Raw genomic sequence first — 21,524 nt, forward strand, 5'->3', positions numbered from 1 at the left:
TATTCCGTTCGCAACACTAACCGAGAGTATCTCCAAATCGGATGAGCGATCTTCGCTCTCGACAAATAACTCCCCCAACCTACGCTGTTCCCAAGTTGCCGTGAATCCCCCCCCCGGCATCTTCATGCTCGAGTTTTGTATCAATCCAACAGGCGCTTGCTAATGATTGGGAACAGCGTAGGTTGGGGGAGATAAGCGAATCGTATTCGGGTGGCACGCCTTCAGTAGGAAACGAGAGCTATTACGGTGGCGATATTCCGTTCATCCGATCGGCTGAAATATCATCTGATTCAACCGAATTACGACTCACGGAAAAGGGCCTAGACAATTCTTCGGCAGCACTAGTTGAAAGTGGGTGCGTTCTGTATGCGCTCTACGGAGCCACTAGCGGCGAGGTAGCCATTTCTCGTATAAGAGGAGCTATCAACCAGGCGATACTTGCGATTGTTCCCAGTAAGAACAACAATGCTGAATTCATTGCAGCATGGCTTCGGCGCGAAAAGCCAAAAATACTCGATACATATTTGCAAGGAGGTCAAGGCAATCTGTCCGGAGCCATAGTTAAAGACCTGACACTTGCGCTACCATCAGGTGAGGAGCAATCCCGCATCGGCGCGCTCTTCCAGAAGCTCGACTCGCTCATCACCCTTCATCAGCGTGAGGAAGCAGGCAGTGAAAATCCTACAAGTCGAAGCCTCCTTCCAAGATGAAGCGACGGAGCAGGCTATCGGCACGCATCTTCACCTTGAATGCGGGGATAGAGGCACCCTCGAGTGCAGACAGGTACTCGCGCGCCCTCGTCAAATCCACGGTGTCCATGAGTTTGTCGAAGCGCCCGAACTCGTTCAAGCCCTCCTCATCGGGCCCTGCGGCAAGAAGCTCCGCGAGCTGCGCCACATTCACGCCCAGGAAGTCTCCGGCACGCGCGATGCGCTCGTCTTGGGCATGGCGCTGATACTCGGTGATATAGTCGCGGAACGTCTTGGTAGAGTCCACGAACACGTCGCCACTCTGCACGTCGTGAATGAACAGGTTGGCATATTTTTGCTCTTCCTGGCTCAACGTGGCAAAGGTTTTGTGCAGCGCCGCCAGAGCCGCCTCGGTGGCCGCCGCATCCGCGCCCTCCAGGTCAAGCTGCTTGAGCCACTTGGAGAAGTTCGCGTTCATGTAGTCCTGGTCGATCTTCGTGGTGTCGATATCCATCAAGTAACCGCTGATGTCATAGGGGATATCGGCTCCTCCGCGCTCCCGCCCCTCACCGGCCGGCAGCTCCTTGTAGCGCTGGGCCAGCGTGAGGTAATCAGTCTCATCGAAACGCACCGATATAATCTCGCGATTCTCAACCAGCTCCGCCCCGACATTTTCCATCACATCGGAAATTGCCGCCGCCAGTTCCTCGACCACGTCCTCCCCCACCGGGAAGTCGTAATCCGACTCGTCCCACGTAAACCCCTGCACCTTTGCCGCTTCTACCAGCAAGTCGAATTCGCGGAAGAGCTTGGCGAACTTGGCCTTGGCGGCGCCATTCTCAGGCAGATGCAGAAAACCTTCCACTCCCCCATCGTGGAATACCGAGGAAATCTCATCGAAGACGCCGTTCAGCGCTAACAGATTCTCCCGCAGTTTCGGTACGAACAGGCCGAAGGGCTTGTCGCCCGAATACAAGCTGATAGCCTCCTCGATATATTTGCGCATCGTATGGGGCCGACGATAGTAGCGAATAACGCCGAACGGCTTCTCGTTCTCGTTGAACAGGCGATTCGTGCGGCTGAACGCTTGGATAATCATCTCATAGCGCAGGATCTTATCCAGATACAGGGCATTGATCCACTTCGAGTCGAAGCCAGTCAGCATCTGGTCCACCACAATGAGAATATCGAGCCGCTCCTCGGGCTTCTTCTCGATGCCCAGATAGGGCCGTTTGTGAGCCAGCCGGTTGGACACATCGGTCTTGAAAGCCGGCCACGTGCCTAGCGTGAATTCCTTGCCGTAGCGCTCGTTGTAATCGCCGATTATCTCCTCAAGCGCATCCTGCTTGATGAGTGCCTTATCGATGCGCTCCTGCTCGTTATCGATCGAGGGATCAACCAGAACCGTCACGCTCAGGGGCAATTTGTCCTGCTCCTTGAACAGGTGGTAGTAGTCAATGGCCTCGGGAATGGAATGGGTGGCGAACACCGCGTGAAACTTCCCCATACGGCTGAGCGTCGGCCAGTGCTTCAAAATGTCGGCCACTACCTGGCGCTGATGCTCCGTCACCTCCGCCTGGTCGGCCGTGCCGTACTGCGATTCCGCCACCATGCTCTCGATGCCGTGGCACCGCTCACCCCGATCGTTCTCGTAAGGGGCCATGGGCAAGTCCATAACCTGGTAGTACACCTGCTCGCGCCGCGGATCGCCCATCACCTCTTCAATGCTGCGGGCCTTGGCCTCATCCAGCGCTACCGCTTGTCGCAGATCGAACTCCGGATAGGTGGCTACCGGGTACGTGTCGAACCCGAGCACATTCCCGTCCCGGATGCCGTCGGCGATGCTGTAGCGGTGTAGCTCGTCGCCGAACACATCGGTGGTCGTGCTCAGCTTTTTGCGATTCTCCTCGTGTATCGGCGTGCCCGTGAAACCGAACAGCACCGCCCCAGGAAACACCCGCTTGATGGTCTCCATGTTCTTGCCGAACGTCGAGCGATGGCACTCGTCCACAATGAACACGATGCGCTTCTTGCGAATCGCCTCCAGGTCGCGGGCGCTCATGGCATCCTCGTCGATGTTGCCCATCTTCTGAATGGACGTGACGATGAGCGTATCGGAGGGATCGCTACTCTTCAGCTTCGCCTTCAGCGCATCGGTGCTCTCCGTTTTCTGTACGGTCTCGGATTCGTTGGCGAAGGAGCGGTACTGCTCCAGCGACTGAGTACCCAGTTCGATGCGATCGACCAGGAACACCACCTTGTCGGCATCCTTGGAGTTGGCGATGAGCTGGGCGCACTTGAAGCTGGTCATGGTTTTGCCGCTGCCCGTGGTGTGCCAGACGAAGCCGCCTTTCAGGCCCTTGGTTCCCCACAGTTTGTCGCGGTCGATCACCGTCACGCGGTCGGAGATACGGCTGGCCGCATAGTACTGGTAGCTGCGCATCACTTTCAGCACGCCGTCGGAGCTGTCGGCCACCGTGTAGTAGCCGATGAGCTGATGGGCCATGGGTATGCTCAGCAGGTGCTTCACCACATCGCCCCACTGGTTGATGGGATTGTTGTTGAAGTCGGCCCAATGGAACTGGAACTTCTCGTTGAAAGCGCCGTCGGGACCGGGATTGGCGAAGTACTTCGTCTCCTCGGGGTTCATGGCGACGAAGATCTGCACCAACGAGAACAGCCCTTCGAACACGCCCTCGGCGGCGTACTTGCGAATCTGACCGATGGCCTCAGATGCCGGCACACCGCTCTTCTTCAGCTCGATATGGAACAGGGGCATGCCGTTGATGAGCAGCATGAGATCGCCCCGCCGGTCGTGGCCCAGCTTCGACTTCGAGGGGAACACCGGCTGTTGCGCGATCTGGTACCGGCTTTGCCCGCCAGCGATCTCGTCGCGATGGAATATCTTAAGGGCCACTTCCTTGCCGACATGCAGGTCGTCGTTGGCGTTGTCCCGCTTGATGATAATCTCTTTACCGTTGATCAGCTCGTTAATGGCCACCGGCGTGCGCTTCTCCCGGATCTTTTCGACGATCTGCTGCATCTCGGTAGGCGTCAGGGGCGCGCCGTTCAGGCAATCGCGATGCTTGTTGTTCTCGAAGAGGATGGCCGCCCAGTTGTCCAGCAGCTGCTGCTCGGTCGGATATTTCAACACTCCGCCCGCATCGTCCCAGCCGTAGGCCTTCAGCTTCTCGATAACCGCTTCCTCGAATGCCGCCTCTGTATCGAAAACCATGAGCTAATCCTCGTCATCCTCGGGCAGGTTCCCCGTCTCGTACTCTTCGAGTCCCTCGTAGCGATAGCTCGCGTCAATGCCCTTCATGAACACCTCGCGATCAGCGGCTTTGTCAGTCAATGCCGCATTGAGAAGAGCCTTGATCTCCCTATCTCGCACGGGACTGCGTTCCATGGCAAGCAGATAGTCCTCTTTGTCGACCTGGCTCCAGTCGATTACGACACCCAGCTCTTGGCGAAGCATGGCATCGAGCCAAATTCGCATACTTCGACCATTGCCTTCCCAAAAAGGATGCGCCACATTCATTTCAACGTACTTTTCGATGATCTCATCGAAGGTGCTTTGCGGCATGGCGCTAATGCTTTCAAGCGCAGCATCCAAATAGAGAGAAGGAGCGAACCGAAAGCTCCCCTTGGCGATATTGCCGGTTCTCACATCTCCTGCAAAGTCGTAAACATCGCAAAAGAGATGGGCGTGAATCGCTTGCAAGCCTGCAAAAGTTCCTATCTCGAAGGTGTCGAGCAGCCCTTCATCGAACAACTCCAATGCCCGCTGCTTCGACAGTCGTTCCTCTTGGCGAGAAAGCTCTACAGCGTTATGGATGCCCAGCTTGTTTTTTAGAGTCATGGCAGCTCCTAGACAAACATCTTTTCAAGTAACGCTTGCTTAAGGTTTTTAAGAATATCCAACTCACGCTGATGAAGGGTGATGAGCGAGTCGAGTTTCTGGAAGAAAAGGCCGATGCGGGACTGCTCTTCGATTTCGCTCGGTAGAGTTAATTTAGTTTCAAAGAAATCGATGGGTGCTATGTTAAGCAGACCATGGTTTCTGGCACCTTCGGCGGCAATCATTCGAATCCCTTTGTGCCAACGGTTGGTTTCATAGTAAGTCACTAGAAAAGCAGGATCGCCTTCGTCGAGCCCGAAGCAAATGTAAAGGGTCGATAAGCAGCCTTTTTCGTATCTCGTCAGGCGCTTAACCGCGCCCCAAGGACTATCGCCCGAGGTGCTTTTGTTGTAAGCGAACTCTCCCTTCTTGAGCAAGTAATATCCACGCAAATCACGGCTTGCAACTTGGCTGCTAAAGAAGTCCCTCTGATCTACGAGCCCGAGCTGAGCCGAGATAGTTAATGGGAGATCGGACACCCCCTCTTCGTTCTTGCGGATTACTCGATGTGCGATCTCCCCCAACCTACGCTGTTCCCAAGGATCAGTAAAACCTTCGAAACGGATCTCGGGCACATCCTCGCCTTCTTTGGGGAACATTTTCTCAAGCAGTGATTGCTTTACCGTTTTCAGCTTCTCATGCTTACGCTGATGAAGGGCGATGAGCGAGTCGAGGCTTAACACAAAAGACGATATAGCTCTTTGCTCGTCGATACCTGGGTACGCCAATTCCGTCATCGCGATGTCGGCGTTATGCACATGCACGACTGACTTTCCTTGCGCGCGTTTGGCTAGATCGCCATGGGCGCTTCCGTAGGTTATCCCAAGCGCAACGTAGTCGGGATCCAGTGCACCCTCTGGGGTTAAAACATTCAAGTCGCCACCAAAAATGACGCCTGGCCTGCGAACAGACGACGCAACTGCAATGTCTTCGGCCGTCTCGCCCGAAGCCGGAACTATCACCTCATTGCCGCTTGAGAGCAGCGAGCCGCCCTTATCCGCGGCAAACGTATCAACCTCTTCGATCCTGGTTTGATACTGTGTATAAAGACGCCCGTAGAGAATTAGGGGCATTCCCGAGTCGCAGATATCCATCTTGCTGTAGCCTCGCCCTTTGGCGAACGAGCACAGCTCCCCCAACCTACGCTGTTCCCAAGGGTCGCTGAATCCTTCGAAGCGGAGGGCGGGGACGAGGGCGTTTTCGGACTTACGCTGCTCTTCCATGTTACTCACCGCCCAAAAGCTTACGCAGTTCCGCGATGCCGAGCATGTCGAACTCGTCACCCACAAGCTGGCCGAGCATTGCATCCAGCTCTCTTTCGGCTTCGCTGATCTGCTCTGCCACATCGGCATAGGTGTCTTTGTATTTCTCTTCCAGCGCGTTCACTTTCTTGATAAGACCCTCAATAGACACTTGCGGCAGCGCGTTCAGATCATCCATGAGGGGCTCTACCCATTTGGCCTCGAGCAGCTCGTACACCTGCTCGTCGGTCAGCGCCTCAATGGTCTCGCGGGTCTTCTCTTCGAGGGCCGACTCCTGAGCTTTGGCATCCTTCTTCAAGCTCTTTAGCTTCTTCTGGAGGGCCGCGAGCTCATTCCGCTTCGCCGCGATTTCCTCCTCGGTCAAATCGCACGAATCGTCGGCATCGCCCTCTTCGGCGTCCTCGCAGGGCAGCTCCTCTTGCAAGCTCTCGCACTCGCCATTCAAGTGGCTCATCTCATCCTGCAAATCACGCAACTGCTCGGCTTCCACACTCAAGAGCGCGTCTTGTACAAGAGAGAACGGCAGGATATGGCCCTTCCATCCGTCCTGCACCTCAACGTCTTTGCCGCTCTTCTTCTTGATGACGTATTCCGGATCGACCTTCCTCGCAGCGTCGAAACCTTCCGTTTGCAGCATTTCCAAATCGGCGGCAATAACGCCCCAAGCATCATCAAGCGCCTGATAAGCGTCATATTTATCAACCAGAGTAAACGGTTCCACGAGCTTGAACACCTCATCGGCCACCGCAGCCTCCGCGCTCGGTGCGTCCACCCGCTGCCAGTTGCCGATGAGCGTCGCCACGAGCTGACGGCGCAACCCAGAGAACGCTGCGTGGTAGCGGGCAACGTAGCCTTCGACCGCCTCATTCCCCTGAATTGCATCGGCTACGTCCTCGCACGCCATCCGAGCGCAATGGCCATTGTTGGCCGTAAACAGCGCCTCACGAAGGCCGGGAAGCGCCTCCCAATACTTGCTTAGGGCGTCAATTTCCTGAACCGGAATGCCACCGAACATCGACGCATACAAGTCCCACGTTTCCGTAGGCTCAGAGGAATCCACGTAGCGCGGGATATTCAAGTTGTAATCGTTGGCGCGTATCTCGTCCTTTCCCACAAGGCGCGAGTAGCCCTCGATCGTCCGACGAGCCGTAACCGTATCGACAATGCGGCGGATATCCGAGGAGCGCAGCTGGTTGTTCTTCCCCACTTTCTCGAAGTCCTTCGAGGCGTCGACGATAAGCACGTCGCTCTCGTCGCGCTTCTGACGTAACACCATGATGATGGTGGGGATGCCCGTTCCGAAGAAGATGTTGGCCGGTAGCCCGATGATGGCGGCGATCTTGTCGTTCTCGATGAGGTTGCGACGGATCGCTCCCTCCTCTCCCCCACGGAATAGGACGCCGTGGGGCAAGACGATGCACATGATACCCGAGGGTTTCAGATGATACAGGTCATGCAGCAGAAACGCGTAGTCCGCCTTCGAGCGAGGGGCGATGCCATAGGCGAATCGGATGTCGTTCTCCTTGCCCTCAGGCTCCCATCGCTGCGAGTAAGGGGGATTGGAAACCACCGCGTCCACATAGAGCGGGTCGTAGGTGCCTGACGGATCCGAATCGTCGAAGTAGGGCCAGTCATCTTCCAAGGTATCGCCGTTGCGCACTGTGATATTCGACGGTTTGATGCCTCGCATGACGAGGTTCATGCGCGTGAGATTGTAGGTGGACTGGTTGAGCTCCTGAGCATAGTAGGCGATGCCGTCCGCATCCCCCATGCGACGCTTCACCGCATCGCCGATGGTGATGAGCAGCGAACCGGATCCGCTGGTAGGATCGTAGATACGAATCGTGTCCTGGCTCCGCAAATGATGAGCGACGATATCCGCCATGAGCACCGACACCTCGTGGGGGGTGTAGAACTCGCCGGCTTTCTTGCCGGCGTTAGAGGCGAACTTCGAGATGAGATCCTCGTAGATGTAGCCCAGCACATCGTAATCTTGGTGCGTGCTCATGGGGATGGTCTGAATGAGATGGACGAGATCGCGCACGGCTTTCGTCTGCGACCCTGTATTGTCGCCGAGCTTGCTCAGTCCCGTCTGTAGCGTGATGAAGATGCCGTCGAACACGTTTTTGTAAAGGGGGCTCACAAGGCGGCTGAAGGCCGAGAGTGCCTCGTACACCTGCGACACAGCGAAATCATTGCCGGCTTGGATCCAAGTGGAGAACAGGTTCTGATAGGAGATGAAATAGCCCAGATGATTCTGAGCATAGCCTACGGTCTCCTCGTCCTCTTCCACCAGCTGCTCCATATCAGCGGCCGTCATACCCTCGCCCAGGAAGAACTGCTCCTCCTTCTCGGAGAGGTACTTGTAGAAGATGAAGCCCAGGATGAAGTCCTTGTACTCGCTTGCATCCACCTTGCCGCGCATGCGGTTGGCAGATTCCCAGATTTTCGCGGCGAGCTGTTGCTTGTTCATAGAAGCGTCCCTTTCGATGCGAGCACAGATCATTTCATTATAACGAACGCGGTAGTACAGCGTGAGCCACAAGAGGGCCAGCCAACAAAGAGGGGCGACCGCAGCCGCCCCTCGGGGTGATAACTTTGCGTGGCGCGAAGAGCCCTACAGCACCATGTTGCGGGCGATCTCCAGGGCGTCATCGATACCCTCGGCGTTCTTGCCGCCGGCCTGGGCCATGGTGGGCTTGCCGCCGCCACCACCCTGGACTGCCGGGCCCATGGCCTTGATGAGCGCGCCGGCGTCGAAGCCCGCGGCCACGGCCTCGTCGGTGCCGGCCGCCAACAGCAGGGGCTTGCCGTCCTTCACGCCCGCCACCACGATCGCTCCGGGCGCCTCCATGCGGCTCTTGAGCACATCCCACAGATTACGCAGCTGACCGCCGTCGCGCACCTCGGTCCGCGCGATGATGACCGGGTAGCCGGCCGGGGCCATCTGCACCTGGGCGAGCAGCTCGTTGAACACATCGCCGCCCACCATCTCCTTAGCGCGCTTGGCCTTGGTGCGGAAGTCCTTCAGGACCTTCTGGTCGGCGGCCACGCGCTCGGACACGTCGAAGGGGGGCACGCGCAAGATGGCCGCGGTCTCCTTCAGCTCGGCCTCCACCTTGTTCACGTAGGCGAGCGCCCCGAAGCTCGTCACGGCCTCGATGCGGCGCACATTGGCGCCCACGGAGGACTCGCTCGTTATCTTCAAGAAGCCGATCTCGGCAGTATTGCCTACATGGCAGCCGCCGCACAGCTCGCGGGACGCCTCGCCGGCCTCCACGACGCGCACGACCTCGCCGTACTTCTCGCCGAACAACCCCGTGATGCCGGCGGCGCGGGCCTCTTCCAGAGAGGTCTCGTAAATCGTGGTAGGCACGGCGGCCATGATGTGGTCGTTGGCCTCGCGCTCCACCTCGGCCAGCTGCTCGGCCGTGCAGGCCTCGAAGTGGGTGAAGTCGAAGCGCAGGCGGTCGGGGCCCACATAGGAGCCGGCCTGCTTCACGTGATCGCCCAGCACGCGGCGCAGGGCGGCGTGCAGGATGTGCGTGGCGGTGTGGTTGCGCTCGATGGCGGCGCGGCGATTGGCGTCCACGCGGGCCACCACCGTATCGCCCACGGCCAGGGCGCCCTCGTCCACGCGCACCGCGTGCACGAACAGCCCCTCCTCGGGAGCGCGGGTGTCCAGCACGGCTACGCGGCCGGCACCGTTCTCCATGAGGCCGGTGTCGCCCACCTCGCCGCCCATCTCGGCATAGAAGGGGGTGGCGGCCAGCACCACTTCACCGGTCTGCCCGGCGGCCAGGGTGCCCACCCGCTCGCCGTCGACCACAATGGCGACCACGTGCGTCTCGGCGGCCGTGGCGTCGTAGCCGACAAAGGCCGTGGGACCCAGCTCGCGCAGCAGATCGGCGTACACGCCGCCGTAAGTGGACCAGGCGGCCTCGGCGTCCTTGGCACCGGCCGCGCGGGCGCGCTCACGCTGGGCGGCCATGGAACGCTCGAAGCCCTCCATGTCCACCTTCACGCCGCGGCCCCCGGCAATCTCCTGAGTCACTTCCACGGGGAAGCCGTAGGTGTCGTGCAGGGTGAAGGCCTCCTCGCCGGAAAGCGTGTCGCCCGCAAGCTTGCCCAGGGCCTCTTCCAGGTAGGCCTGGCCCTGGCGCAGGGTGGCGCCGAAGCGATCCTCCTCGGCCATGATGAGGCCGCGCTCCAGCTCGCGGTTCTCTACGATCTCGGGGTATACATCTCCCATGAGGCGCACGATCTCGTCCACGTACTCATTGAGGAAGTGGCCCTCGATGCCGACGAGCTGGGCCTTCATGATAGCGCGGCGCAGCAGGCGGCGCAGCACGTAGCCGCGGCCCTCGTTGCCCGGCAGGATGCCGTCGGCGATCATGAAGGTGACCGAGCGAGAATGGTCGGCGATGATGCGCAGGGCCAGATCCACCTCGGCATCCTCCCCGTAGGTGCGGCCGGACAAACGCTCGCCCACGGCCACGAGGCTGCGCAGCACGTCGGTCTCGTAGTTGGACTGCACCCCCTGCATGATGGCGGCCATGCGCTCCAGGCCCATGCCCGTGTCGATGTTCTTCTTGGGCAGGGGGGCAAGCGTGCCGTCCTCCTGGCCGTCGTACTGGGTGAACACGCAGTTCCAGAACTCCAGGAAGCGGTCGCAGTCGCAGCCTGGGGCGCAATCGGGGCTGCCGCAGCCGAAGTCGGGACCCTGGTCGAAGTAGATCTCCGAGCAGGGACCGCAGGGGCCCGTGGGGCCGGCACGCCAGAAGTTGTCGTCCTCGCCGAGGCGGGAGATATGGTCATCGGGCACGCCCAGGTTCTTCCAGATCTCGATGGTCTCGTCGTCGTCCTCGAACACGGTGAAGTACAGACGCTCGGGAGGCAGTCCCAGCACGTTCACGGAGAAGTCGTAGGCCCAGGCGCACATCTCCTCTTTGAAGTACTCGCCGAAGGAGAAGTTGCCGAGCATCTCGAAGAAGCTCAGGTGGCGCCCCGTGGTGCCGATGATGTCGATATCGTTGGTGCGCACGCACTTCTGCACGCTGGTGGTACCGATATAGGGCGCCTCCAGCTGCTTCTGCTGCAGGAAGTAGGGCTTGAACTGCACCATGCCCGCACTCGTCAGCAGAAGCGACGGGTCATCGGGAATGAGGGAGGAAGAGGGCACGAGCTTGCAGCCCTTCTCCTGGAAGTAGGCGAGGTACTTCTCGCGGATTTCCGCGGTGGTCATGTACTGCATAGGTATCCTGTCCGTCCTTTACGGCATGTCGAAAATATCCAACCGAGTATTATAGTACAAGTTACCTGCGGCCGTCGTCCTCGTCGTGGGAGTGGCGCGGGGTGATGCGGCCGTGGCGCTGCATATGCAACTTCGGAAGACGCCCCGATATTCCGGGCATGTTCTCCAGGCGAATGGGCCGCAACGTGCCCGTGGTGCCGGGCGCGGTGGCGTCGGCGATGGGGTTCACCTCCTCGGCATTGGCCGGCGTGCCCTTGAAGAACACGCCGTCCTCGGCCACGAGATGACGGCCGGTGCGCTTCTCGAAGTAGTACACGAACACCGACTTGGCCACCGCCACGAGCGGGATGGAGGCGAGCATGCCCACGAGCGAGCCGAGCAGGCCGCTCATGGCCCCGCCCAGAGCGGAGCCCACCATGAGGGCGAACAGGGTGAGGGCCGGGTGGATGTCCACGGAGTTCGCCATGATCTTCGGAGAGATGAAGGTGTAGACGAGCTGCTGGATGACAATGGTGCCGATCAGCGCGATGGCAGCGGTCATGGGGCCGGAGAAGATGGCCACGATGGCCGCGAGCGCGCCGCCGATCCAGGGACCGATGATGGGGATGATGTTCATGACGCCGGTGATGAGGCCGAGCACGGCGGCGTTGGGCACGCCGATGAAGCCGAACAGCACGCCGCAGCCCACGCCGATGATGGCGCATTGGAACAGCGTCCCCTTGATGTAGCCGCCCATGACGCGGGTGAAGGTGGCGTGGAAGAACTCGGCGTCCCCCGCGTGCTTGGGACCGATGAGGCGCCGGGTCTCCCGGCCGATGGCCGGCAGCTCCATGAGCACCCAGAAGGCGATGACGAGGCCGAAGCCGAAGGCCATGAGCCCGTTGGCGAGCGTGGTGCCGAAGGCCACCACGCCATTGGCGCTGCCCTGGGCAATGCCGGCGGCCCAGGATGCCGCCGCCTTCTGGGCCTCGGCGATGAGGCTCTTCACCGTGTCGTCCTCGAAGACCGGCGCATAGCGGACATAGATGTCGTTGCCCCAGGCGATGACCGCGTCCACGTAGTGAGGCATGCTGGTGAGCAAGTCGTTGAACTGGGCGTTCAGGCCGAACATAGGAGAGAACAGCAAGAAGCCCACTACCACGATCACGAGCGCCATGACCACGTAGGCCACCGTGGTGCCGATGGCGCGGTTCACGTGGACGCGCTCGAGGCCGTTCACGATGCCCCGCAGACAGAACACGATGATGAGCGTCCAGATGAGGATGGCCACGGGCACCGACAGGATGCCCATGAGCCATACGATACCTCCGAGCAGCCCGATGGCGGCGATGACCGACCACAGGTCGAGGAAGCGGATGCGGGCCTTGGCCTGACGCGCCGTCAGGCTGCGATCGGCCGCGGCACGGGGATTGTTGTCGGCGGGTACCTCGGTGCTCATAGACAGCTCCTTGAAGAGCGCAGGCTACTGGACAGAATAGGGATCGCGGCCAACCGGCGCCGCCGGGGCGTCGGCCGCAGCGGCGTTGGGGGACACCGCGCGAGCATGGTCGCCCGCAGGCTCGGTGTCGGCGCCGGCGGCGTCCACCGCGGCGTTGGCGAGCGCGGCGGCGGTATCGGTCAACTGGCTCTCGAAGGCCTCGGAGCGGGAGGCGCGGGAGGCGGCCTCGGCCTTGCGAGCCGCATGGCGGGCCTTCTGCTCGGATACCACGGCACTGGCTGCATCGCCCACGGCGCTCACAGCGTCGGCGACGGTGGCGGAACGCCCGGCCTCGGGGACCGCCGGACCGCCGCCGAGGCGCACCGACTCATCGGAGGCGTAGCGGGGCTTGAACTTGCTGCGCAGCTTGCCCGTGAGGGTGTTCACGAGATCGATGGGGGCGCTCGTCACCGTATCGACAGCGCCGGCGGCCTTGGAGACGGAATCGGTGATCTGAGTCACGTCCTCCAGGATCTGATCGACCCGCATGAGCTCCAAATTCGCCGCATCCACCGTGAGAGACAGGCGCTCCACGAGGGGATCGACCCGGCCCACGGCCGGACGGGCCTCCTCAGCCAGGGCGTTTGCCTTCTCCATAAGGGGCGTGACCTGCTCGACGATGAGGGTGTTGACGTTGCCGACGAGGGGCTCCACCTGGGCCGTGATCTTCTCCACATGCTGCAAGGTGGGCACCAGTTCCTCGTGGGCGTCGTCGATGGTGGCCCGGGTCGAGCGAATGGTGAGGGCGAGCTCCACGACGAACCAGACGAGCACGGCGCCTACGAGCACGTAGACGACGGGCAGCGCGATATCCACAAGAGCGGCGAATTCCATGATGAGCCTCCTTATAGTTCCGAAGACCAAACTATACTATTACCGCGCTCATTCTAATAAGGCTCCCGGCCCATTCCACAGAAGGCTCCCACACAGTAGCCATTCCGTAAACGGATGGAGACACCGCGTCAACCGCGCCCGCCGCAGGGCCTACTGGCCGCGATCCCGAGCGGCGGCGTCGATGCGCCAGGCCTCCCAGCCCCGTTCGCTCGGCTGGTAGAAGCAGCCGCGCTCCAAGCCATCGGGCAGATACCGCTGATCAACCCAACCGCCAGGATAGCTGTGCGGATATTGGTACTTCCCGTAATGCTCCGAACCGGGACGGTGCCGGTCGCGCAGGTAGTCGGGCACTTTGCGGGCAGGACCATGGCGCACCTCCGAGAGCGCCGCGTCGATGGCGGCCTCGGCGGCGTTGGATTTGGGGGCCAGGGCCAGGTAGATGGCGGCCTGGGCCAGGTTGATGCGGCATTCGGGATACCCGATGACCTCGGCGGCGCGGAAGGCGGCCTCGGCCACGAGCAGGGCCTGGGGATCGGCGTTGCCGATATCCTCCGAGGCGGCGATGAACATGCGGCGGGCGATGAACTTCGGGTCCTCTCCCCCGTCGATCATGCGGGCGAGCCAGTACACCGCGGCATCGGGATCGCTGCCGCGCATGGACTTGATGAACGCCGAGATGATGTCGTAGTGCATGTCCTTGTTCTTGTCGTAGGGCAGCGCCCGATGGGGTGTGGCGGCCCGCACCATGGCCTCGGTAACGGCGACCGGGGCCTCAAGGGTGCCTGGGGCCACCATGCCGGCCGCCAGCTCCAAGGTGGTGAGAGCCCCGCGCCCATCGCCCCCGGCCAGGGTGACGATGGCGTCGCGGGCAGCATCCTCCAGAACATAGAGGCCCGCCAGCCCCCGCTCGTCGGCCACGGCCCGGCCCACGAGCTCGGCGACCTCGTCGTCGGACAGGGAGTGCAGCTCCACTACCCGAGAGCGGGAGATGAGGGCCGAGTTCACCTCGAAGAAGGGGTTCTCGGTCGTGGCCCCCACGAGCACGAGCAGCCGGTCCTCCACGGCGTGGAGCAGCGCATCCTGCTGGCTGCGGTTGAAGCGGTGGATCTCGTCCACGAACAGGATGGTGCGCAGGCCGCCCATGAGCAGTCGCTTCTCCGCCGCGTCGATCTCGCGGCGCAGGTCGGAGACGGTGCCCCCGATGGCCGAGACCTCCACGAACGTGGCGCGGGTGGACTCGGCGATGACATGGGCGAGCGAGGTCTTCCCCGTGCCGGCGGGGCCGAAGAGGATAACCGAACTGAGGCTGTCGTTCTCGATGGCGGCCCGAAGCCAGCTGCCCTCGCCCACGGCCTCGCCCTGGCCCACCACCTCATCGAGGGTGCGAGGGCGCATGCGCACGGCTAGGGGAGCCACCGTGGCCCGCCGATCGTTCTCCATAGCTGTAAATAAAGTATCCATGGGCCTATCCTACCACGGCTCCGCCCAAGTGGTCACGAGAAATCGAACAAATGTTTACCTTTAGAGCCGAGTGAGCGGGCGTGGGGGCGTTACCTATTCCACCCGCATCATGCGATAGCCGATGCCCACATGGGTCTGGAGATAGACGGGATTGGCGGGATCGGGCTCGATCTTCTTGCGCAAGGTGGCCATGAACACCCGCAGGCTCGGCAGGTCGGAGGCCAGGGCGGCGCCCCACACCTCCTTCAGAATGTAGTTGTGGGTGAGCACCTTCCCCGTATGGCGGGCCATAAGGACCAGGAGCTTGTACTCGATGGGGGTGAGGTGCAGCTCGGCTCCATCACGGAGGGCCACGCCGGCGTCGAAATCGATTTCCAGGCCGCCGTTGTGGTACCGCTGGGGCACCTCGGGCGCCGGCTGGTCGTAGGCCTGGCGGCGCAGGGCCACCCGCACCCGGGCCAAGAGCTCCTCCACGGAGAAGGGCTTCGTGAGGTAATCGTCGGCCCCGGCGTCCAGGGCGGCCACCTTGTCGGCGTCCTCTTGGCGGGCCGACAGCACGATGACCGGCGTGCGCGACCAGCCGCGCAGGGCGCCGATGACCTCCACGCCGTCGCGGTCGGGCAGCCCCAGATCCAGAATGACGAGGTTGATGTCGGTCGCGCTCGTCAGCTCCATAAGGGCCGCCGTGGCCGTGGCGGCCTCGCGGTGGGCGTAGCCGTGCACATCGAGGGCCGTGGCCACGAGGTTGCGCACGGCCCCGTCGTCCTCCACCACGAGGATGACGCCCTCATCGTGAACTGCCATAGCTCCCGCCTCCCTCTATCATCAGAACCGCAGCCTCGGGCAGGGTGAAGGAGAACACGCAGCCGTGGGGCACGGCGTCGGCCAGGATTATGTCGCTGCCATGGGCCCGCAGAATCGAGCGGCACAAAGACAGCCCCAGGCCCATGCCGCGGCGGCTGTCGCCCCCCTCGCCCGGAGCAGCGGACCACCCCTCGCCAGCGGCCGTGCCGTGGTAGAACAGCTCGAAGACGCGGGCCTTCTCCCCGTCCGGAATGCCAGGACCGTCGTCGGCCACCGCCACGGCGACGAGAGGCTCGCCCGCGGCCGAGCGCTGGCGCGCCGCCGTCACGCGGATGATGGAGCCGGGCGGGGTGTAGGCCACGGCGTTGTTCACGAGGTTCACCACCACCTGCACGATGAGCCGTCCGTCCATGGAGGCCATGAGCAGCTCGTCCTCCACTTCCACAGCGATGGCGCGATCGGCCGCCGCGCGGCTGACGTGGCGCAGCGCGTCATCAAGCACGTCGGCCACCAGCTCGGGGGCCCGGGCCACCTCCACGGCACCGTCGTCGAGGCGCGTCACCGACAGCAAGTTCTCCACGAGGTCGATAAGCCAGGTCGCATCCTCATAGATGTCGGAGGCCAGACGGCGGCGCTGGGCGCCGTCCAGGGCATCGCCCGCGGTCAGGAGCACATCGGCGTCCCCGGAGATGCTCGTGAGCGGCGTGCGCAGATCGTGGGAGATGGCCCGCAGCAGGTTCGACCGCAGAGCCTCCTTCTCGGCCTTCACCGAAAGATTGCGCCGATCTCGGGCCAGAACCAGGGCCTGGGCCTGCTGGCCGCATTCATCGAGAAGGGCGGCCAGCAGGTTGCGCTCGAAGGACCCGAAATCGCCGCTGTCCCGCTCCATGACCAAGCCGGCCACGGCGAACACGCGCTCAGCCGAGCGGATGGGCAGATACAGACAGCGGGTCTCCCGCAGCGTATCGGTCGTGGCGCCGGCCGGCTCGCCGTTGGCGGCCACCCAGGCGGCCACGGCCCGCTCGCCGGGGGCCGTGAGCGCGGCAGCCTCGGCATCGCCACCGCCGGTGCCCGGCACGTCGAAGACCCGGGGAGCGGCTAGGCCCGAGGGGGCCAGATCGTCGGCGCGGTAGATGACCACAGGCCGGTCGAGGATCTTCACCACCTGGGCGGCGGCCGTCTCGAGGCAGCCGTCCAGGGTAGAGGCGGCCTGGAGCTTGCGGCTGCTCTCCAAGAGCACTTCGGTACGGTAGGAGCGGCGGGCCGCCTGGGCCGCCTGGCGCTTGAGGCGGATGGCCAGCGACGAGGCCGCCAAAGTGCCCATGAGCAGGAAGGCGAAGATCACCGGGGCCGACAGGCCGTAGGCATGGAAGGTGAAGCGCGGGGCCGTGAAGAAGAAGTTGTAGGCCACCACGCTGCCCAGGGCTGCCAGCACCGCATAGAGGAAGCCGTCGGCCCGGGTGGCCACGAGCAGGGCCACGAGCAGATAGACCATGAGCACCACCGAGGTGGCGGGGCTCACGGCCCAGGCCACCGCGCTCACGGCCGTGGCCAGGGCCACGGCCCCCAGGGCCCGGATCCCGTCGGCGGCCGTGGGCCTAAATCCCGTGGAGGCGTGGAGGCGCTTGAGCACCGAGGGGGCGTCCACGGCCGGCACCGCCGTGACCACCGCCTCGGGAGCGGCCCGCATGAGCCGCCAGGCCACCTCCCCCCGTCCGAAGAGCCGCGAGCGGCCGGTGCCGGCGGGCACCACGATGCGGCGGATACCGGCCGTGGCGGCGTAGAGGGCCAAGGGCTGCACGGGATCGTCGCCCGCGAGGGTGACCACGCGGGCGCCGAGCTCCTCGGCGAGGGCCACGGCCCGCTTGCGCCCCTCGACCTCATCGGGGGCGGCGGCCTCCTCGGGCGATTCCACGACGAGGGCCGTCAGAGTGCCGTGGGCGGCCTCGGCCAGGGCAGCTGCCGTGCGGATGACCCGGGCGGCAGCGTCCTCGCCGCTCACCAGCACGAGCACGTCCTCGCCCCCGGCCGCATGGGGCACCGCCGAGGCGGGTGCGTTGCGGGTGAGGCGATCGGCCGCCCGGCGCAGGGCCACCTCGCGCAGGGCGGCGAGGTTGGTGCGGGAGAAGAAGTGCGCCAGCGCCGTGCCCACCCGCTCCGGGGCGTAGATCTTGCCCGCCTGCAGGCGCTCGATAAGGTCGGCCGGCTCCAAATCCACGAGCTCCACCGAATCGGCAGCGTCGAAGATGCGGTCGGGGATGCGCTCGGAGGGAGCCACGGCGGTGATGGCGGCGATCTTGTCGTTGAGCCCCTCGAGGTGCTGCACGTTCACCGTGGTGTACACGTCGATGCCGGCGCGGAGCAGCTCCTCCACATCCTGGTAGCGCTTGCGGTGGCGGCACCCCGGCGCGTTGCTGTGGGCCAGCTCGTCCACGAGCACGATCTGGGGACGGCGCGCCAGGGCCCCATCCAGGTCGAACTCCCGCAGGGCGATGCCGCGGTGGGACAGCTCACGACAGGGCAGCACCTCGAGCCCTTCCACGAGGGCCAGGGTGTCGGCACGGGTGTGGGGCTCCACATAGCCTACCACGATGTCGGCGCCGGCCTCTTGGGCCCGATGGGCCTCGCTCAGCATGGCGTAGGTCTTGCCCACCCCGGCCGCGTAGCCGAAGAACACCTTCAGCGTCCCCCGACCGGTCGGAGCGGCGGCCTCCTCCTCGCGCAGGCGGTGCAGGATGGCCTCCGGATCGCGACGCGCCTCGGCCGCCTCCCCATTGTCGCGCCCGAGCGCCACCGCAACCTCCTTCCTCTCCATTGCTTACCGTATCCATCATCCTATCACTGGCCGCAGCCCCGATGGTTTTCGTTCACTTAACAGTTAATCAATCTAAGGAAACGGGGAAGCGCCCCGAGAAGCCAGCGAGGCTCCGGCAGGTGCCTGCCGAAGCCTCAGCGTCGGAGCGATACGCTCGTCCCGCCAGGACGAGCGTATTACAAGATGCCGTCCAGCATGAGGTTCACCTTCAGCACGTTCACCCGGGCCTCCCCGATGGCGCCGAGCAGGGGCCGCTCGGTGCACTGGCGGATGATGGCCCGCACCTCCTCCTCGGTGCGACCGCAGGCCGCAGCCACGCGCCCTACCTGGTACTCGGCGGCGGCCGGCGAGATGTGCGGGTCGAAGCCGGAGCCCGACACGGTCACCAGCTCGCTCGGCACCGGCGCGTCGCCCTGGTCGGGATGGGCCGCGCGCACGACCTCCACCCGTGCGGCCACGCGCTCGGCAAACTCGTCGCTGGCGGGACTTAGGTTCTCGGGGCCGTACCACAGAAGCCGCTCGCCGTCCTCCCCAGTGAACGTGGAAGCATCGGCCACGGTGGGGCGCCCCCACAGATGGCCGGGATCGCTGAAGGGCTGGCCCACCAGGGCGCTCCCATAGGTCACGCCGTCCACCTGGATGAGCGATCCCGCGGCTTGGGCCGGAAAGGCCGCTGCGGCCACGCCGCAGATGGCGAGGGGGTACAGAACCCCAAGCAGCGCCGTGGCCGCCAGCACGAGGACCGCCGAGCGCAGAATGGCGCGCGCCCACTGATTTCCATGCATGATTCTCTCCTTTCCCTAGGCCACACCCAGGGCCACGAGGGCCATATCCAGCGCTTTGATGGCCACAAAGGGCACCGCCACGCCACCAAGGCCGTACACCGCGAGGTTGCGAGCAAGAAGCGAGGCCGGCGTGCCCTCGCGGTACTTCACGCCGCGCAAAGCCAGCGGAATGAGCGCCACGATGATGAGGGCGTTGTACAGAATGGCCGCGAGCATGGCCGAGGCGGGGCTGGCCAAGTGCATGATGTTCAGCACCTCCAGGCCCGGGTACAGCGGCACCAGCAGCGCCGGGATCACCGCGAAGTACTTCGCCAGGTCGTTGGCGATGGAGAACGTGGTCAGGCTGCCGCGGGTCATGAGCAGCTGCTTGCCGATGCGCACGATCTCGATGAGCTTGGTGGGCGAGGAATCCAGGTCCACCATGTTGCCCGCCTCCTTGGCCGCCTGGGTGCCGGAGTTCATGGCCACGGCCACATCGGCCTGAGCCAGGGCCGGCGCGTCGTTGGTGCCGTCGCCGGTCATGGCCACGAGGTGCCCCTCGGCCTGGTAGCCGCGAATGGCCGCCAGCTTCGCCTCGGGGGTGGCCTCGGCGATGAAGTCGTCCAGCCCCGCCTCAGCGGCGATGACCGCGGCCGTGAGCGGGTTGTCGCCGGTGACCATGACGGTCTTGATGCCCATGGCGCGCAGGTCGGCGAAGTTCTCGCGAATGCCCGACTTGATGACGTCCTTCAAATGGATGACCCCGAGCACCCTCCCGTCCCGGGCCACCACGAGCGGGGTGCCGCCGGCCCGGGCCACCCCGTCGGCGATGGCCGCGGTCTGGGCGCTGTAGCGGCCCCCGCGCTCCTCCACGTAGGCCCGCACGGCATCGGCGGCCCCCTTGCGAATCTCGTGGCCGCCGAAGTCCACGCCGCTCATGCGCGTTTGGGCCGTGAAGGGCACCACGGTGAAGCCCGCCCCGGCCAGGGTGCGCTCGCGGATGCCGAAGCGCTCCTTGGCGAGCACCACCACAGAGCGGCCCTCGGGGGTCTCGTCGGCCAGGCTCGCCAGCTGGGCGGCGTCGGCCAGGTCGCGCTCGCTGGCGCCGTCCACGGGCAGGAAGGCCGCGGCCTGGCGGTTGCCCAGGGTGATGGTGCCGGTCTTGTCCAGCAGCAGCACGTCCACATCGCCGGCCGCCTCCACGGCCCGGCCGCTCGTGGCCAGCACGTTGGCCCGGTTCAGACGGCTCATGCCGGCAATGCCGATGGCCGACAGCAGCGCGCCGATGGTGGTGGGCGCCAGGCACACGAATAGGGCCACAAGCGAGGTGAGTCCCACGGGATTCGCCTCGCCGGCCTGGGCGGCCGCGAACGACCCGAAAGCGTACAGGGCCACCGACACGGTCAGGAACACCAGGGTGAGCGCGATGAGCAGCAGCTCTAAGGCCCGCTCGTTGGGGGTCTTCTTGCGGGCCGCCGACTCCACCATGGCGATCATCTGGTCGAGGAAGCTCGCGCCGGGCTCGGCCGCCACCCGGGCCACGAGCCAGTCGGAGAGCACCGTGGTGCCCCCGGTGAGCGCCGAGCGGTCGCCGCCGCTCTCGCGCACCACCGGGGCCGATTCGCCGGTGATGGCGCTCTCGTCCACGCTGGCCGCGCCCATGAGGATCTCGCCGTCGGCGGGCACGGCCTCGCCGGCGCACACGAGGTACACGTCCCCTCGGGCAAGCTCGGTGGAGCACACCGCGCACGAGGCGTCTCGTAGCAGGGCGAGCGGATCGTCGGCCCCCTCGGCCAGGGCCAGGGCGGCCCCGTCGATGCGCCGGGCCCGCACATCGCGCTTGGCCGAGCGCAGGGCATCGGCCTGGGCCTTGCCCCGCCCCTCGGCCAGGGCCTCGGCGAAGTTGCCGAAGAGCACCGTGGCCCACAGGATAGCGGCAACGGCCGCGATGTAGCCTGCCGGCGCGTCGGAAATGCCGCCCAGGGCCAGCAGGAACAGCGCCGTGGTCAAGAGGGCCGACAGGTACACCATGAACATCACGGGGTTCTTGGCCTGGTCCCGCACCGAGAGCTTCTTCACGGCCCCGCGCAGGGCCCGACCTACCGGGGACGCCCCCGCAGCCGGCGCCCCCCGGCGCGCTGCACCGCAGCCGGCGCCGGCGGCCGGACCGAGGAGGGCCCCGGCGCCCGTATCATTCCCCGCGCCCGGCTCACTTTCGACCGCCGCGCGGAGATCCTTCCCGCTCTTTGCCAACGTCGTCATA

At 63.9% G+C, this 21,524-nt stretch carries 13 protein-coding genes; 1 reads left to right on the plus strand and 12 read right to left on the minus strand.

Going from position 1 to position 21,524, the window contains the following annotated elements:
• The first annotated feature begins 143 nt into the window (after positions 1–143).
• Complete coding sequence (locus AAK988_RS00405) at positions 144–710, plus strand: restriction endonuclease subunit S (RefSeq protein WP_369880313.1); 567 nt, start codon at positions 144–146, stop codon at positions 708–710.
• Here AAK988_RS00405 and AAK988_RS00410 read toward each other — a convergent pair.
• The 12 genes from AAK988_RS00410 to kdpB form a co-directional block, all read right to left on the minus strand.
• Complete coding sequence (locus AAK988_RS00410; RefSeq protein ID WP_369880259.1) at positions 682–3,924, minus strand: type I restriction endonuclease subunit R, EcoR124 family; 3,243 nt, start codon at positions 3,922–3,924, stop codon at positions 682–684. The genes AAK988_RS00405 and AAK988_RS00410 overlap by 29 nt on opposite strands.
• 3 nt (positions 3,925–3,927) lie before the next feature.
• Positions 3,928–4,551 (minus strand): protein adenylyltransferase Fic, encoded by a 624-nt coding sequence (gene fic, locus AAK988_RS00415; RefSeq protein WP_114540314.1) that lies wholly within the window; start codon positions 4,549–4,551, stop codon positions 3,928–3,930.
• An 8-nt stretch (positions 4,552–4,559) separates the two neighbouring features.
• Positions 4,560–5,813, minus strand: coding sequence for a restriction endonuclease subunit S (locus AAK988_RS00420; RefSeq protein ID WP_369880260.1), 1,254 nt, complete (start codon positions 5,811–5,813; stop codon positions 4,560–4,562).
• A gap of 1 nt (position 5,814) precedes the next feature.
• Complete coding sequence (locus AAK988_RS00425) at positions 5,815–8,325, minus strand: type I restriction-modification system subunit M (RefSeq protein ID WP_369880261.1); 2,511 nt, start codon at positions 8,323–8,325, stop codon at positions 5,815–5,817.
• 144 nt (positions 8,326–8,469) lie between these two features.
• Positions 8,470–11,106 carry an alanine--tRNA ligase gene (gene alaS / locus AAK988_RS00430; protein ID WP_369880262.1) on the minus strand — a complete coding sequence of 879 codons (2,637 nt, stop codon included), beginning with the start codon at positions 11,104–11,106 and terminating at the stop codon, positions 8,470–8,472.
• 61 nt (positions 11,107–11,167) lie between these two features.
• Positions 11,168–12,544 (minus strand): AI-2E family transporter, encoded by a 1,377-nt coding sequence (locus AAK988_RS00435; RefSeq protein ID WP_369873347.1) that lies wholly within the window; start codon positions 12,542–12,544, stop codon positions 11,168–11,170.
• A gap of 24 nt (positions 12,545–12,568) precedes the next feature.
• Positions 12,569–13,417, minus strand: a complete 849-nt coding sequence (locus AAK988_RS00440; protein WP_262999533.1) for a DUF948 domain-containing protein — start codon at positions 13,415–13,417, stop codon at positions 12,569–12,571.
• 150 nt (positions 13,418–13,567) lie between these two features.
• Positions 13,568–14,878, minus strand: coding sequence for a replication-associated recombination protein A (locus AAK988_RS00445; protein ID WP_369873346.1), 1,311 nt, complete (start codon positions 14,876–14,878; stop codon positions 13,568–13,570).
• Between the two features lie 93 nt (positions 14,879–14,971).
• On the minus strand, positions 14,972–15,682 hold the full coding sequence (locus tag AAK988_RS00450; protein WP_135971609.1) for a response regulator: 711 nt from the start codon (positions 15,680–15,682) through the stop codon (positions 14,972–14,974).
• On the minus strand, positions 15,666–18,497 hold the full coding sequence (locus AAK988_RS00455; RefSeq protein WP_242370119.1) for an ATP-binding protein: 2,832 nt from the start codon (positions 18,495–18,497) through the stop codon (positions 15,666–15,668). Before AAK988_RS00455 ends, AAK988_RS00450 begins: the two co-directional genes overlap by 17 nt.
• Before the next feature lie 176 nt (positions 18,498–18,673).
• Positions 18,674–19,282, minus strand: coding sequence for a potassium-transporting ATPase subunit C (locus tag AAK988_RS00460; protein ID WP_160324583.1), 609 nt, complete (start codon positions 19,280–19,282; stop codon positions 18,674–18,676).
• Between the two features lie 15 nt (positions 19,283–19,297).
• On the minus strand, positions 19,298–21,523 hold the full coding sequence (gene kdpB / locus AAK988_RS00465) for a potassium-transporting ATPase subunit KdpB (protein WP_369873344.1): 2,226 nt from the start codon (positions 21,521–21,523) through the stop codon (positions 19,298–19,300).
• Position 21,524: the final 1 nt, after the last annotated feature.

Source organism: Adlercreutzia muris (genome assembly GCF_041223505.1).
In the GTDB taxonomy this organism is placed as follows: domain Bacteria; phylum Actinomycetota; class Coriobacteriia; order Coriobacteriales; family Eggerthellaceae; genus Adlercreutzia; species Adlercreutzia muris.